We start from the raw sequence: 14,033 nt of genomic DNA, 5'->3' as shown, positions 1-14,033 counted from the left end.
GAATCGACACCCAGGCGGACGATGTCGGGAAACGGTGCTCCTTGCCGGTGGACTCCGGCTGCGCCAGTCGCACAACCGACGATAGCCCATCGAGCAACCGGTGGCGAGGCCGACTTAAATTCTTCGGCGCGAGAAAATCGTCGCCGCATTCGGGCGTGGACGGCGTCCGTCCCGACATTCTCTTTGCCTGTCTCAGCATCACGGGCCTACGGTGAATCGACCATCTGGAGCGACCGAGAGACCCGGCTCGTCGACGTCGCAGCAACCCGCCCCAGGGTGCTAACGCCGGGATCGATGGGAGACACCCCGTGACGTTTCGTGACCATGCCCCGCTGTCGGTGCTCGACCTCGCACCTATCAGCGAGGGTTCCGATCCTGCTGCTGCGCTGCACAATACGATCGATCTCGCGCAGCACGCCGAGCAGTGGGGGTATCGCCGCTACTGGGTGGCCGAACACCATTTCGCCGCCGTCGCGAGTTCGGTGCCGGCGCTGCTCATCGGTCAGATCGCCTCCGCGACCCGATCGATCCGCGTCGGATCGGCGGCGGTGCAGGTCGGGCAGACGACGGCGGTATCGGTGGCCGAGTCCTTCGGGATGCTCGACGTGTTCCATCCGGGCCGAATCGACCTGGGGCTCGGCCGATCCGGACAGCGACGCGCCGAGGCGGCGGCAACACCCGCGGGTCCGGTCGCGATTTCCGCACCGACCCCGAGTCGGCTCGTCGACGGGGTGGTGATCCCCGAACCCCTCGATGTGACTGCGCTACTGGCACATTCGCCTCTCGCACGCAGCTTCGAGGTGTTGACGCAGCCGGGTGCGCAGCCACCGGACTTCGACGAGCAGGTCGACGACATCCTGTCGCTCCTCGACGGCACCTACACCAGTCCGTCGGGTCAGGAGCTACATGCGGTTCCCGGCGAGGGGGCCGACGTGCAGGTGTGGATCTTCGGCAGCAGCAAGGGGCAGAGCGCTCACGTCGCCGGCGCCCGCGGACTCCCGTTCGCAGCCAACTACCACGTCAGCCCCGGCACCACCCTCGAGGCGGTCGCGGCCTATCGGGAGGCGTTCCGCCCGTCGTCGGTGCTGGCCGAACCCTACGTGGTGGTGTCCGCCGACGTGGTGGTGGCCGACGACGATGAGACCGCGCAGCATCTGGCCAACGGCTACGGGCGGTGGGTGCACAGCATCCGCACCGGCCACGGCGCCATCGAGTACCCCGACCCGGCGACGGCGCAGCCGCTGCCCGCCGACCAGCTGGCACTGGTCGCCGATCGGCTCGAGACCCAGTTCGTCGGATCACCCGACACCGTCGTGCAGCGGCTTGCCGCACTCGGGCGGCTCACCGACGCCGACGAACTCGTCATCACCTCGGTCACCCATGACCATGCCGACCGGCTGAGGTCGCATGAGCTGCTCGCCAAGGCATGGGGGCTGATCTGATGAATCGCATTGCTGTCACCGCGAAATCGGCCGTCTCCGCACTCGCCGTGGTGGCCGTGGCCGGTGTGCTCACCGCCTGCGGTTCGGGTTCCTCGGGTTCGGATGACGCCGAACCGCCGGTGCCGGGAGGCACCCTGCGCTACGGGCTCTCCGACGCCCCCACCTGCTCGGACCCGGCCCAGAGCGGCACCAACCAGACGATCTATGTGACCCGGCAGATCGTCGATTCCCTCACCGACCAGGACCCGGAAAGCGGCCGACTCGAGCCGTGGCTCGCGCAGAGTTGGGAGGTGAGCCCGGATGCGCGGACCTTCACATTCCACCTCAAGCCCGGTGTCACCTTCAGCGACGGCACCCCGCTCACCGCCGAATCCGTCAAGAAGAACTTCGACGCCATCGTCGGACCGCTCGGTGCGGCCAAGGCGCCGTTGGCGGCGACCTACCTCGGCGGCTACACCGGCACCACCGTCGTCGATCCGCTGACCGCGCGGGTGGCGTTCGGTGCCCCGAATGCGCAGTTCCTGCAGGCCACCTCGACTCCACAGTTGGGGATTCAGGCCGAGGCCACCGTCGCCGCGACGCCGGAGGAGCGCTGCCAGGGCACCAACATCGGATCGGGACCGTTCGTGTATTCGGGCTGGGCGCAGGGCAAGTCGGCGTCACTGCGCAAACGCGCCGGATACGGCTGGGGATCGTCGGTCTTCGGTCACGCCGGTGACGCCTACCTGGACGGCATCGACTTCACGGTGATCGGGGAGTCCGGGGTGCGCACCGGTTCGCTCGCCTCCGGGCAGCTCGACGCGATCAGTGATGCCCTGCCCAACGACAAGCCGCAGATCACCGCGGCCGGTGGACAGGTCCTCACCGCGGTGAACCCGGGTGTGCCGTTCGGGTTGCAGCCCAATGTCTCCCGTGGTGTCCTCGCCGACGCCGCGGTGCGGCGCGCACTGCTGCCGGCGATCAACCGGCAGGAGCTGGTGACCACCGTCCTTGACGACGATTTCCATCCCGCCACCGGAGTCCTGGCGTCCAACACCCCCGGATACTCGGACTCCTCGGCCGAGTTGCGCTTTCAGCCGGACACGGCGAAGAAGATTCTCGAGGACGCCGGCTGGAGGGCCGGCGCCGATGGAATCCGGACCAAGGACGGACAACGCCTGAGCTTCTCGGTGCTCTACAGTCCGGTGTTCGCCGGCAACCAGGCCATCCTCGAACTCGTCCAGCAGCAACTGAAGAATGTGGGCGTCGAACTGAAACTCGACGTCGTGCCGGCGGCCACGGCCACGGTCCGGCAGAACTCCGGTGACTACGACGCGGTCTACTACAATGTGACCCGTGCCGACGGCGACATCCTGCGCACCCAGTTCGGGCTCACCGGACGAAACCTGAACCGGCGCGGACCGATTCCCGCTCTCGATGTGGCCCTGGCCGGGGAACAGTCCACCACCGACACCGCGCAACGCAATGTCCACCTCGCGACCGCACAACAACAGATCCTCGACAACGGATTGTTCGTCCCGACCATCGAGTTGTCGCAGGCCATCGGTGCCGCGGCCACCACCCATCAGGTGACGTTCGACGCCTCGTCGCGGTTGCAGTTCCACGACACGTGGTTGTCCGGGCGGTGAACGCGACGATGCTGCGTTATCTCGGAATCCGGTTGCTCTCCGCCCTCGGGGTGCTGTGGGCGGCATTCACCGTGGCGTTCGTCATCCTGATTCTGCTGCCGTCCGATCCGGTGGCCATCGCCACCTCGGGCGATGCGTCGACACCGGTGGATCCGGCGGCGGTCGAGGCCCTCAGGGCCCGCTACGGCCTAAATCAGTCGGTGGGGCAGCAGTATTGGTCGGCGTTGACCGGCGCGGTCCACGGTGACTTCGGTGTGTCGATCTCTCAGGGCCGGCCGGTCACCGCGGTCATCGCCGACGCACTGCCGAGCACCGTCGCCCTGACACTCACCTCGGTGCTGCTCGCCGTGTGTCTCGGCGTGGGATTGGCCGTCACCGCCACCTACACCTCGTGGTCAGGGCTGCGGCGCGCACTGCTGTCGGTCCCACCGCTGGTCGTGGCCCTGCCCACGTTCTGGGTCGGTCTGATCCTGCTGCAGATCTTCGCTTTTCGGCTCGCCTGGTTGCCGGCGTTCGGTGACACCCGGTCCGGTTCACTGGTCCTGCCCGTGATCACCCTGGCGATCCCGTATGCCGGAGTCATCGGTCAGGTTCTGGCCACGAGCATGAGCGCCACGGATGCCGAGCCATTCGTGCAGACGGCGACCGCCAAGGGGGCGAGTCGGATTCGGGTCATCACCCACCACATCCTGCGGATCGCCTCCTTGCCCGCGTTGACCGTGGCCGGTGTCGTGGTGGGCAACCTCCTCGGCGGTGCGGTGGTCGTGGAGACCGTCTTCTCCCGGCCCGGCGTCGGCAAGCTCGCTCAGAGTGCCGTTCTGGCGCAGGATATCCCGCTGGTCCTTGCCCTGGTGACGTTCTCCGCCGCGGTCTTCGTCACCGTGAACCTGCTGGTGGACATCGCCTATCCGTTCATCGATCCTCGAGTGGTGAGGCGGTCCGCCCCGACACCGACCACCGCGTCCGTCGACGATCGCAGCCCACGTGAGGTGGTCAATGTCTGAGCAGTCCAGTGCCCCGTCCTCGGTGTCGTCCGCGTCGTCGTGGTCGTGGCCGGTCTGGCGTGCGCGCCCCGACGCGATCGGGGTGTGGTTGCGCCGCAACGCCACCACGGTCCTGAGCGTGGCCGTGATCGCGCTGGCACTCGGATTCGCGGTCGTACCATCGGTGTTCGCCGATGGCGATCCACTCCTCGCGGTGCCCGCCGACAAGCTCCGGGCGCCGAGTGCCGAGCACTGGTTCGGCACCGACAATCTTGGTCGGGATGTTTACACGCGATTCGTCCACGGCGCGGCGTTATCGCTGACCGCCACGGTCTCCGCCGTCGCGATCGCACTGGCGATCGGTGCCCTGCTCGGGTTGATCGCCGGCACCGCCGGTGATCTCACCGACGGTGTGATCATGCGCGCCATCGACGTGATGCTCGCGATTCCGCAACTGCTGTTGGCACTCGCGATCATCGCTGCACTCGGATTCGGCACCACCAAGGTCGCCATCGCCGTCGCGGTGGTGCTCATCGCGGGATTCGCGCGCGTCATGCGGGCCGAGGTGTTACGGGTGCGTCATGCACCGTACGTGGAGGCCGCCCGGGCGTTCGGGGTGCCGCGACCGGTGATCCTCGGCCGTCACGTGCTGCGCAACTCGTATGCTCCCGTACTCGCGCTGGCCGCAGCCGAATTCGGCATGGCGATCCTGCTGATCTCCTCCCTGTCGTTCCTCGGGTTCGGAGCCACCCCACCGGCTCCGGAGTGGGGTTCGTTGATCTCCGAAGGCCGCAACTATCTGGCCACCGCGTGGTGGATGACCACCCTGCCGGGGTTGGCGATTGTCGCGGTCGTGCTCGCCGCGCACACCATCGGCCACCGCATCGCCGAGGGAGAACAGCGATGAGCACGCTACTGACAGTGTCGGATCTGCGGGTGCGCTATCGGGTCGACCATTCCGAGACCGACGCCGTCGCCGGGGTCGACCTGAGGATCGAACCGGGCGAGACCGTGGCGGTGGTGGGGGAATCCGGGTCCGGCAAATCGACGCTGGCCCACGCCATCATCGGGTTGCTGCCGCGCAACGCATCCGCGTCGGGACGCGTAGAGTTGACCGGCGATCGGATCGACGGCCTGTCGGTGCGGGCCCTCAACCGGATCCGCGGGGCACGTATCGGTTTCGTTCCCCAGGACCCCGGCACCGCGCTCAATCCCGTACATCCGGTGGGTGATCAAGTCGCCGAGGTGTTGCGGATTCATTGTAGTGCTGCACGCAGGACCGCCCGTGCGCACGCCATCGAGCATCTCGTGGAGGCCGGCCTCCACGATGCCGACCTACGCTACGGTCAACTCCCGCACCAGCTCTCCGGCGGACAACGGCAACGCGTGCTGATCGCCATCGCCGCGGCCTGCGAACCGGAGTTGATCATCGCCGACGAGCCGACCAGCGCGCTCGATGTCACGGTGCAACGACGCATCCTCGATCATCTCGAGGAGCGGACGAGCAGTGGGGTGACGGCACTGCTGCTGATCACACACGACATCGGCGTCGCCGCCGACCGGGCCGACCGCATCATCGTGATGGCGGGCGGACGTATCGTCGAAACCGGCACGGCACAGCAGATCCTCGATGATCCGCAGCACGGATACACCCGACGCCTGATCGCCGATGCGCCCGGGCTCACGTCGCGACGGCTGGTCGCCCCAATACCGCCGGAGGCGCCGATCGTCGCACGCGCAGAACATGTCTCGAAGACCTTCCGGGTCGGGCGCGCCGGTCGGATCGCGGCCGTGAACGACGTCTCGCTGCGGGTGCGGTCCGGGGAGACGCTCGCGCTCGTCGGGGAGAGCGGGTCGGGCAAGACCACCACCGCGAGAATCCTGGCCGGCCTCGAATCGAATGACGCCGGCCGGATCGAGGTGGGTGACCGACGCGGTGACGTGGGGTTCGTCTATCAGAATCCCTACGCCGCGATGAACCCGAAACTGACGGTGGCGCAGATCATCGCCGAGCCGCTGGGCCGGACACCGCGCGCCGAACGAGATCGCCGGGTGCGGGAACTGCTGATCGCGGTGGCGCTGGATCCGGCTCTGGCCACCCGTCGCCCGACCGCGCTGTCCGGCGGCCAGCGTCAGCGGGTGGCGATCGCCCGGGCACTGGCCACCACACCGCGCCTGCTGATTCTGGACGAACCGGTGTCCGCGCTCGACGTCACCGTGCAGGCGCAGGTGCTGGCATTGCTCGCCGACCTGCAACGCGACCACGGCATCGGGTATCTGTTCATCTCCCACGATCTGGCGGTCGTCCGTCAGATCAGTCACCGCGTCGCGGTCATGCGGGCCGGTGACATCGTCGAAGAGGGCGACGTCGCAGACATCTTCGGCGATCCACGTCACGACTACACCCGCCAACTCATCGCGGCCATCCCCGGAGAGGGTCGCGCCCATCGCCCCACGGAGGCCACTCATGGCTGATCACATCCACCTCGCCGTCGCCCTTGCCGATGCCGGATGGCATCCGGGGGCGTGGCGCGAACCGGCCGCGCGGCCCACCGAACTGCTCACCGGCGGCTATTGGGCGGACCTGGTGGGCGAGGCCGAGGCCGGAGTGCTCGACTTCGTCACCATCGATGACGGACTCGGTCTGCAGCGTGATCATCCGTTCGTCCCGGACCGACGTACCGACCGGGTGCGGGGCCGGCTCGACGCCGTGCTCATCGCCAATCGGATCGCCCCGACGACGCGGGCGATCGGTATCGTCCCGGCCGCGATCACCACCCACACCGAACCATTCCACACATCCAAAGCGGTTGCGACACTGGACTTTGTCAGTTCCGGGCGGGCGGGCGTGCAGTTGCGGGTCGACGGCAGCGCCGCCGATGCGGGACTCTTCGGCCGCCGGACTCTACCGGATCTGGTGCCCGGTGACCTCGATCCGGTGGTCGTCGACGCGCTGTTCACCGAGGCCCGCGACCACGCCGAAGTCCTTCGGCGCCTGTGGGATTCGTGGGAGGACGACGCCGAGATCCGTGACGTGGCGACCGGCCGGTTCATCGACCGGGACAAGCTGCACTACATTGACTTCGAAGGTGAGTACTTCCGCGTGCGTGGTCCCGCGATCACGCCACGGCCGCCTCAAGGGGCACCTCCGATCGCGATCCTTGGGCACAACAGTGCCGCCTACGCCCTGATCGGGGCGTCGGCCGACATCGGATTCATCACCCCGAACTCGGCCGCGGAGGCCGTCGCGTCGGTGGCCGAGATCGCTGCCACCCGACGCGCGGCCGGCGGCGATCCTCCGGTGCGGGTCTTCGCGGACCTGACGGTCATCCTCGCGGAGACGGATGCGGCCGCCGCAGCGCGGCAAGCGCATCTCGATGATCTGGCCGGGAGCGAATTCGTCAGTGACGCGCGGATCTTCGTCGGCACCCCAGCCGGACTTGCCGATCTCATCGAGGAGTGGGTGCCGCGCGGCGACGGCGGCCAGGCCCTTGCCGGGGTGCGGTTGCGGCCCGCGGTACTGCCCGACGATCTGATCGTGATCAGCCGCGACCTCACCCGGGAATTGGTGCGTCGCGGCCGATTCCGGGATCGCTACACCGCCCCGACACTCCGCGGCCACCTCGGCCTTGCTCGACCCGCCAACCGCTACGCAGCCTGATCGGAGAGCGCCATGACCACGCCACGCAAGGAGATCCATCTCGCCGCCCACTTTCCGGGCGTCAACAACACCACCGTGTGGAGCGACCCGACGGCGGGCAGCCACATCGAATTCGAGTCCTTCCGGCACTTCGCGCAGACTGCCGAACGCGGCAGGTTCGACTTTCTGTTCCTCGCCGAAGGGCTGCGACTGCGCGAGCAGAACGGCCTGATCTACGATCTCGACGTCGTCGGACGACCCGACACCTTCTCGATCCTCGCCGCACTCGGCGCGGTGACCGGGCGACTCGGGCTCACCGGCACCATCAACTCCACCTTCAACGAGCCGTACGAGGTGGCGCGGCAATTCGCCAGTCTCGATCACCTGACCGCCGGGCGGGCCGCGTGGAATGTCGTCACCTCCTGGGATGAGTTCACCGGTGAGAACTTCCGTCGCGGCGGCTATCTGGCGAGCACGCAACGGTATTCACGCGCCAAGGAGTTCCTCGACACCGCCGTCGAACTCTGGGGATCGTGGCGTGGTGACGAGATCGTCGCCGACAAGGAATCCGGCCGATTCCTGCGTGACGGCGACGTCGGTGAATTCGTCCACACCGGAGAGCAATTCGACATCGCCGGCCAGTTCGCTGTGCCGCGCAGTCCGCAGGGGCGTCCGGTGATCTTCCAGGCCGGTGACTCCGAGGAAGGCCGCGAGTTCGCCGCCGCGAAGGCCGACGCCATCTTCTCCCGGCACAGTGCATTCGACGAAGGACAGAAGTTCTACCAGGACGTGAAATCACGGCTGTCGAAGTACGGGCGTCGCCGCGAGCAACTGCTCATCCTGCCGGCGGCCACCTTCATCCTCGGTGACACCGACGCCGAGGCCGCCGAGTTGGCGCACGAGGTGCGACTGGCCCAGGTCAGTGGGGCCACCGCGATCCGCTTCTTGGAACAGGTGTGGAATCGCGACCTCTCCGACGTCGATCCCGACGGGCCACTGCCCGACATCGACCCCGACCTCGGTGAGCACACCGTTGCGCGCGGCCGGGCCAGCGTGCGCTCCTACCGCGACCCGCTCGAGACGGCCCGCGAGTGGCGGGAACGCGCGCAGTCCCACGGGTGGTCCATCCGCGAACTCATCATCGAGGTGACCGGACGGCAGGCGTTCGTGGGCAGTGCTCGGACCGTGGCCGACACCATCGATCGATTCGTGCAGAACGACGTCAGCGACGGTTTCATCCTCGTCCCGCACATCACCCCGGGCGGTCTGGATCGGTTTGTGGACGAGGTGGTTCCGCTACTGCAGGAGCGGGGTAGTTTCCGCACCGAATACGTCGGGACGACCCTGCGCGAGCACTTGGGACTGGATCGGGTAGCCGACGCCGGCCGAGCGGCGTCGTGACGCTCACAACGTCCACGGCGGTGTGATCCGCTGCCCCTGCGCGGTGGTCGCCGTCAGCCCCACGGGCGCGGACACCCACACCTGGCATTCGTCTGCTCCCGGATTGTCCAGGCGGACAGAGCTTCCCGCGGGCACAAACACCACGTCACCGACGTGGGCGTGGGTGACCAGGCCGTCCAGCGTGATCCGTGGAGAGCCGGCGAGTACCAGGAACACCTCCTCGTGGTCGACGCGGTGGTCGGCTCCGGGCTGAGCGGGGCCCAGCGTCGTCCGCCAGGCGCACAGTTCGCGACTCCCGGTGGACGGGCAGACGTAACTGCTGAAGGTGGCCCCGTGCAGGTCGTGGTGGCGGGGCGAATCGATGAGCGGCATGCCGGACTCCCAGGTAGACAGTGTGACTGTCTTTATAGGACAGCTAGACTGTCCATATGTCAAGTGTTCCGTCGGTCGAACCGATGCTGCCGTTCTTGCTGATGCAGGCGGAGTCCGGGGTGAACGAACGCATCAACCGTCGCGTCATCGAGGCCGGTCACCACGGGCTGCGTCCCGTCCACGGGCTGGTCTTCGCCCGGATCGCCGGCGGCGGGGCATCGATCAACGACATCGCCCGGCACCTCGGGATGACCAAGCAGTCGGCGGCGGCCATCGTCGAGGCGCTGGAATCGAACGGGTACGTCGTGCGGACGGCGCATCCGAGTGACCGCCGGGCGCGACTGATCGAACTGACCGATCGGGGCGAGTCGGTGATGCGGCTGGCCGGTGCGGCCGCCGCGGCGGAGATCTCGGCGCTGACCGCCGTCATCGGCGACGCCGCCACGCGCGTGGTCGTCGACGCATTACGCATCCTCGGCGAGGGCGCCTCACCCCGCCCGTCGTGGTGAGGAGCGCGATCAGTCCGTGTGTGACGTTCCGGACCCGCGCCGCCGAACTCGTCGGCGAAGCGTCGGCGGGCCTCGAGGGCGGCGACGCGATACCTCTTCTCGGTGAGCCGCAGGGCCGCGACCGAACCGCCGAAACCGGAACCGAAGACGACGACGTCGTCGTAATGGTCGGGGGGAATCGGCATCGGTGGAGACGGTCCGGGCTGTCGGCATGGCTGAGATGCCAGCCATAGAAATGCGAACAGTCCAGACTGCTTGGGTATTCGTCAGGGAAGGTCGAGAAGTTCCTCGTGGAATCCGCCGAACCGGCGGTCGGTGGTCACCAGGTGGACCTCGAGAATCCAATGGCACATGTTGCCGCGCTTGTCCGTTCGGCGCATCGGCCCGTCGGAACCGGGGGCGATGTAACTCTCGATCTCGGCGGCGTCGATGGTCTCGTGGGGGAACTCGCCGACGAGATGTCCGGCGATCTGACCTCTGAAGATGAAGCCGGCGTCCTCGCTCAGCGCGACGACGTGGTCGAACAGTTGAGCGCCGGTGATATCCGGAGTGATCCGGAAGAACTCGCGGCCGGCCGTCCATATGGTGGGAAGCGCCTGCGCCAGGGCATGTTTGGCCGGATCGTCGCCGAGAACGAAGGTGCGCCCGAAATCGGCTTCCCACTCCTCGAAGATCGGTCCGAAATCGAGGAAGGCGATCTCGTCGTCGGCGATGACCCGGTCGGGGGGATTGGCCCGGTAGGTCTCCAGGGTGTTCTCGCCGGCCCGAACGATGCGTTTGTGCCAGTGGCGGGTGACGCCGAACATGTCGGCGGCGAGGTCGCGGATCTCGTTCGAGAGTTCACGCTCGGTGACGCCGGCCCGGATCATGCCGCGGTCGGTGACTTCCTGGAACAGGCTCTCCGCCTTGGCCTGCGCATCGAGCAGGCGTGCCGCGCGTTCGGTTTCGGGGGTCGTCACACAGTCATGGTCGCACGGGCGAGCGGTCGGGTGAATTCGGCGGCGCGGGTGGGCGGGGTGTCGTGCCGACGGGCTGCGGCGGGCAGGGCACGGACCTCGGCGACAAAGGCGCGGGCCGCTGCCGCCTCGTGGGTGGTGACCGCGGCCGGCCCAGGGCCGAGCTGGCGCCTCGTGCGGGGACTGCAGCCGCCGCGTCGGGAGTCGCCCGCACGACCATCTATCGTCGCTACGCCGACCGCGGCGAGATGCTGGGTGCGCTCGACGTTCGTGATGTTGCCCAGGGTATTGGAGCGCGTGGCGCCAGTCGCGGGAGATGACCGACCGAATGCTCGACCTGTCGCGATTCGAATGCGCAGGAGCGTTGGCTGGTTGTGAGGGCGTCACCCCACCGGCGTGAGGTGTATTGCCATGTCCATATCCGGCTGCCGTAGACTCCACACGTCGGCAGCCGGAGCGCGCGCGGTCACCGACACGGGCTGGACGAAGAAACACCAGGTAGAAGCTCCGCGAAAGCACGACATCGCGGGAACTTCCTCCATCACTTCACCCGGTCCCCGCCTCAGTAGCTCAGGGGATAGAGCATTCCTCTCCTAAAGGAAGGGTCGCAGGTTCGAATCCTGCCTGGGGCACAGTGATGTTCCGGCCGGGTGTGCGCCCACTGTGTGGTTTGAAAAAGATCTACGAAGGCGCACAGTGCACTCTTGCCGGGCACTCTTGCTGGCTTCCGTCGGATCCCACGCAACTCCACTCAGAATCGATGCTCGTCGACGGTTCCGCCGGGCATGCACGAGGACTCGCAGACCTGCGCGTCGTCGGTGTGGGCGGAGATGTAGTGCAATGGGAGTGCTCGGATGTCGGGTGAACCGATGGTGTACGTGGTCGACGCGCCGTTCACCTGCACGGTGACCGGGCCGCGGTCGCTCTGTGGGCCATCCTTGGTGATGTAGAACCAGGTCTGCCGCGCGTCGTTGGCGGCGACGTGACTGTAGATGTGGACGCCGTCGGCTTCGGTCGACGACATCGCGTACTTGGATGTCGAGGTGACATCGATGGACTCACCCAGCTCCGCGCCACGCGGTCGAGCCGCTCGGTGCGTAAGTGTCACCTGCAGGTGGCCGGCAGCGGGATCGTAGGTGACCTGGGCGCGCGTCAGCGCCAACTCGGGCTTCACCCAGAACGGACTCAGACCGTTGACGGTGCCCGTCGACGGAGCAGCGGCCGCGGAGGGCGAACCTGCCACAAAGCCGACGCCGATGAGGATTGCCGAGACGGCCGCCAGAAGGCAGCCTCGAAACGTACGTCGTGGGTGACTCATGAACTTCTCCTGTCTCGATGGTCCTTTCACTTGCTAATAAGCCGGTCTGTCGGACTCGTTACGCGCAGGAGCCGATCGGCGACGGAAACGTCTGGGTTGCCGCATTATTCGTGTTGCGATGTCCCACGCTCGATATCACGCGAAGGCGGTGCGCGGGCCGTATCTCCCACCCCGGTCATCGGTGCTCGGTTAGGCGATACGGTGGGCGGGTGACATCAACACCAGCTCCGCTCACCGTCCTCGTCACCGGCGCGACCAGCGGCATCGGCGCCGAGGTGGCCCGCCAGATGGTCGCACGCGGCCACCGCGTGTACGGAACCAGCCGCCATCCCGACACGGTGGCCGACCCGATCCCCGGCGTCACCTACGTCCGGCTCGACAATGCCGATTACGATTCCGCGACCGCGGCGGTGGCCGAGGTCGGCGCCGTCGACATCCTGATCAACAACGCCGGCGAATCACAGGCCGGTGCCCTTGAGGACACCACGATGAGTGCCATCGAAGATCTGTTCCGCGTCAACGTCTTCGGGCCCGTCGCCATCACCAAGGCGGTGCTGCCCGGTATGCGCGAGCGCCGCCACGGCACGGTGGTCATGGTCGGGTCCATGCTGTCGAGCTTCCCGGTCGCCTTCCGCTCCAACTACGCCGCCACCAAGTCGGCGCTCAAGGCCTTCGCCCTCGCCACCCGCAGAGAGGTTGCGCCGTACGGCATTCGGATGATCAGCGTCGAACCGGGCACCATCGCCACCGGGATCGGCGACCGCCGCAGCATCCACATCGCCGACGGCTCACCGTATGCGCAGGAATACCAGACACTCGCCGCGGCCACCCGCCGCAACGAGAAACAGGGCATCGACGCCGAGACCATGGCCACGACCATCGTCGACGCCTCCCTCGCCGAGCATCCGAAGCCGTTCTACGCCAAGGGAAACAGCGCCGGAATCGTCTTTCTGCTGCGCCGCCTGGCACCTCGTCAATTGATCCTCGACATCACCGCGCGCAAACACGGCCTGCCGCGCGTCAAGATCTAAGGTATGCACGTCACCATCCGCGTCATCGGTATCGGACCCGGCGACCCACGACAGATCACACTGCAGGCCATCGAGGCCATGGCCGACGTCGATGCCTTTCTCGCCCTCGACAAGGGCACGAGCAAGGGCGGCCTGCTCGATGCGCGCCGCAACATCCTGGAAAGGCATGCGCCACAGGGCTATTCGCTCATCGAGATCGGTGATCCGCCGCGCGACCGGCACCCCGCCGACTACGACTCCGAGGTCCGCCGGTGGCACGCCGCCCGCGCCGAGGTGATCGCCGGCGCGATCGGTGAGCACGTTCCCGACACCGGAATCGTCGCATTCCTCGTGTGGGGCGATCCCGCCCTCTACGACTCGACGCTGCGCATCGTCGACGATCTCGCCGCCCGCGACGACCTCGAGGTCGCCGTCGAGGTCATTCCCGGCGTGACCAGTGCGAGCGCCTTGACCGCCGCGCACCGAATCGTCGCCAACCGCGTGGGCGAACCGATCCACTTCACCACCGGGCGTCGGCTTGCCGACACCCCGCCGGGTGCCGACACCAACCAGATCGTGATGCTCGACGCCGATCTCGCGTTCCGGTACACCGCCGATGCCGACGACCACATCTGGTGGGGTGCCTACCTCGGCACGGCCGACGAGATCCTCATCTCCGGCCGCGTCGGCGACGTCACCGACGAGATCGTCCGCGCGCGTGCCGAGGCGGCCCGGGTGGTGGCCGCATCCGCCGATCCGGAGCCGGCGTCCAGA

Annotated in this window: 13 protein-coding genes, 1 tRNA gene, 1 pseudogene and 2 riboswitches; of the genes and pseudogenes, 11 read left to right on the top strand and 4 right to left on the bottom strand. The window is 67.5% G+C overall.

The features are described 5' to 3' along the window. Nucleotide 1: 1 nt before the first annotated feature. Nucleotides 2-81, bottom strand: a riboswitch (ZMP/ZTP riboswitch). Nucleotides 82-217: 136 nt separating this feature from the next. Then, nucleotides 218-301: riboswitch (SAM riboswitch) on the top strand. Nucleotides 302-308: 7 nt separating this feature from the next. Genes ACWDPV_RS04210 through ACWDPV_RS04180 form a run of 7 tightly spaced genes read left to right on the top strand, consistent with a single transcriptional unit; the run spans nt 309 to nt 9,094 of the window. After that, nucleotides 309-1,442, top strand: coding sequence for an LLM class flavin-dependent oxidoreductase (locus tag ACWDPV_RS04210; RefSeq protein ID WP_449741916.1), 1,134 nt, complete (start codon nt 309-311; stop codon nt 1,440-1,442). Next, a complete protein-coding gene (locus tag ACWDPV_RS04205) occupies nt 1,442-3,070 on the top strand; it encodes an ABC transporter substrate-binding protein (RefSeq protein WP_449741915.1) in 1,629 nt (542 codons plus the stop codon). The genes ACWDPV_RS04210 and ACWDPV_RS04205 overlap by 1 nt, the downstream gene beginning before the upstream one ends. An 8-nt stretch (nt 3,071-3,078) precedes the next feature. Continuing rightward, complete coding sequence (locus ACWDPV_RS04200) at nt 3,079-4,074, top strand: ABC transporter permease (protein ID WP_449741914.1); 996 nt, start codon at nt 3,079-3,081, stop codon at nt 4,072-4,074. Beyond that, nucleotides 4,067-4,960, top strand: a complete 894-nt coding sequence (locus tag ACWDPV_RS04195) for an ABC transporter permease (protein ID WP_449741913.1) — start codon at nt 4,067-4,069, stop codon at nt 4,958-4,960. Before ACWDPV_RS04200 ends, ACWDPV_RS04195 begins: the two co-directional genes overlap by 8 nt. Next, nucleotides 4,957-6,528, top strand: a complete 1,572-nt coding sequence (locus tag ACWDPV_RS04190; RefSeq protein WP_449741912.1) for a dipeptide ABC transporter ATP-binding protein — start codon at nt 4,957-4,959, stop codon at nt 6,526-6,528. The genes ACWDPV_RS04195 and ACWDPV_RS04190 overlap by 4 nt, the downstream gene beginning before the upstream one ends. Next, nucleotides 6,521-7,714, top strand: a complete 1,194-nt coding sequence (locus tag ACWDPV_RS04185; protein ID WP_348803083.1) for an LLM class flavin-dependent oxidoreductase — start codon at nt 6,521-6,523, stop codon at nt 7,712-7,714. Before ACWDPV_RS04190 ends, ACWDPV_RS04185 begins: the two co-directional genes overlap by 8 nt. 12 nt (nt 7,715-7,726) lie before the next feature. Next, complete coding sequence (locus ACWDPV_RS04180; RefSeq protein ID WP_348803082.1) at nt 7,727-9,094, top strand: NtaA/DmoA family FMN-dependent monooxygenase; 1,368 nt, start codon at nt 7,727-7,729, stop codon at nt 9,092-9,094. A gap of 3 nt (nt 9,095-9,097) precedes the next feature. Here the strand turns inward: ACWDPV_RS04180 and ACWDPV_RS04175 are convergent, their stop codons facing one another. Continuing rightward, nucleotides 9,098-9,466: a cupin domain-containing protein gene (locus ACWDPV_RS04175; protein WP_348803081.1), complete on the bottom strand. Its 369-nt coding sequence runs from the start codon at nt 9,464-9,466 to the stop codon at nt 9,098-9,100. Nucleotides 9,467-9,522: 56 nt separating this feature from the next. Here ACWDPV_RS04175 and ACWDPV_RS04170 point away from each other — a divergent pair, with 56 nt between their 5' ends. Beyond that, nucleotides 9,523-9,975 (top strand): MarR family winged helix-turn-helix transcriptional regulator, encoded by a 453-nt coding sequence (locus ACWDPV_RS04170; RefSeq protein WP_348809398.1) that lies wholly within the window; start codon nt 9,523-9,525, stop codon nt 9,973-9,975. Nucleotides 9,976-10,022: 47 nt separating this feature from the next. Here the strand turns inward: ACWDPV_RS04170 and ACWDPV_RS04165 are convergent. Then, nucleotides 10,023-10,160 (bottom strand): annotated as a pseudogene (locus tag ACWDPV_RS04165) (NAD(P)-binding protein); the annotation flags it as partial. Between the two features lie 81 nt (nt 10,161-10,241). After that, on the bottom strand, nt 10,242-10,934 hold the full coding sequence (locus ACWDPV_RS04160) for a M24 family metallopeptidase (RefSeq protein ID WP_449741911.1): 693 nt from the start codon (nt 10,932-10,934) through the stop codon (nt 10,242-10,244). Between the two features lie 556 nt (nt 10,935-11,490). Between ACWDPV_RS04160 and ACWDPV_RS04155 the strand changes: the two genes are divergently transcribed. After that, a tRNA-Arg gene (locus ACWDPV_RS04155) sits at nt 11,491-11,563 on the top strand. A 119-nt stretch (nt 11,564-11,682) separates the two neighbouring features. Here ACWDPV_RS04155 and ACWDPV_RS04150 read toward each other — a convergent pair. Then, nucleotides 11,683-12,249: a hypothetical protein gene (locus ACWDPV_RS04150; protein WP_449741910.1), complete on the bottom strand. Its 567-nt coding sequence runs from the start codon at nt 12,247-12,249 to the stop codon at nt 11,683-11,685. 209 nt (nt 12,250-12,458) lie between these two features. Here ACWDPV_RS04150 and ACWDPV_RS04145 point away from each other — a divergent pair, with 209 nt between their 5' ends. Both ACWDPV_RS04145 and cobF read left to right on the top strand, forming a co-directional pair. Continuing rightward, complete coding sequence (locus tag ACWDPV_RS04145; protein WP_449741909.1) at nt 12,459-13,280, top strand: SDR family oxidoreductase; 822 nt, start codon at nt 12,459-12,461, stop codon at nt 13,278-13,280. A 3-nt stretch (nt 13,281-13,283) separates the two neighbouring features. Then, nucleotides 13,284-14,033, top strand: a 750-nt coding sequence (gene cobF / locus ACWDPV_RS04140; RefSeq protein WP_449741908.1) for a precorrin-6A synthase (deacetylating), incomplete at its 3' end; no start/stop codon positions are given.

It is taken from the genome of Gordonia sp. NPDC003504 (assembly GCF_053587995.1).
This window is presented reverse-complemented; position numbering and strand designations above follow the sequence as displayed.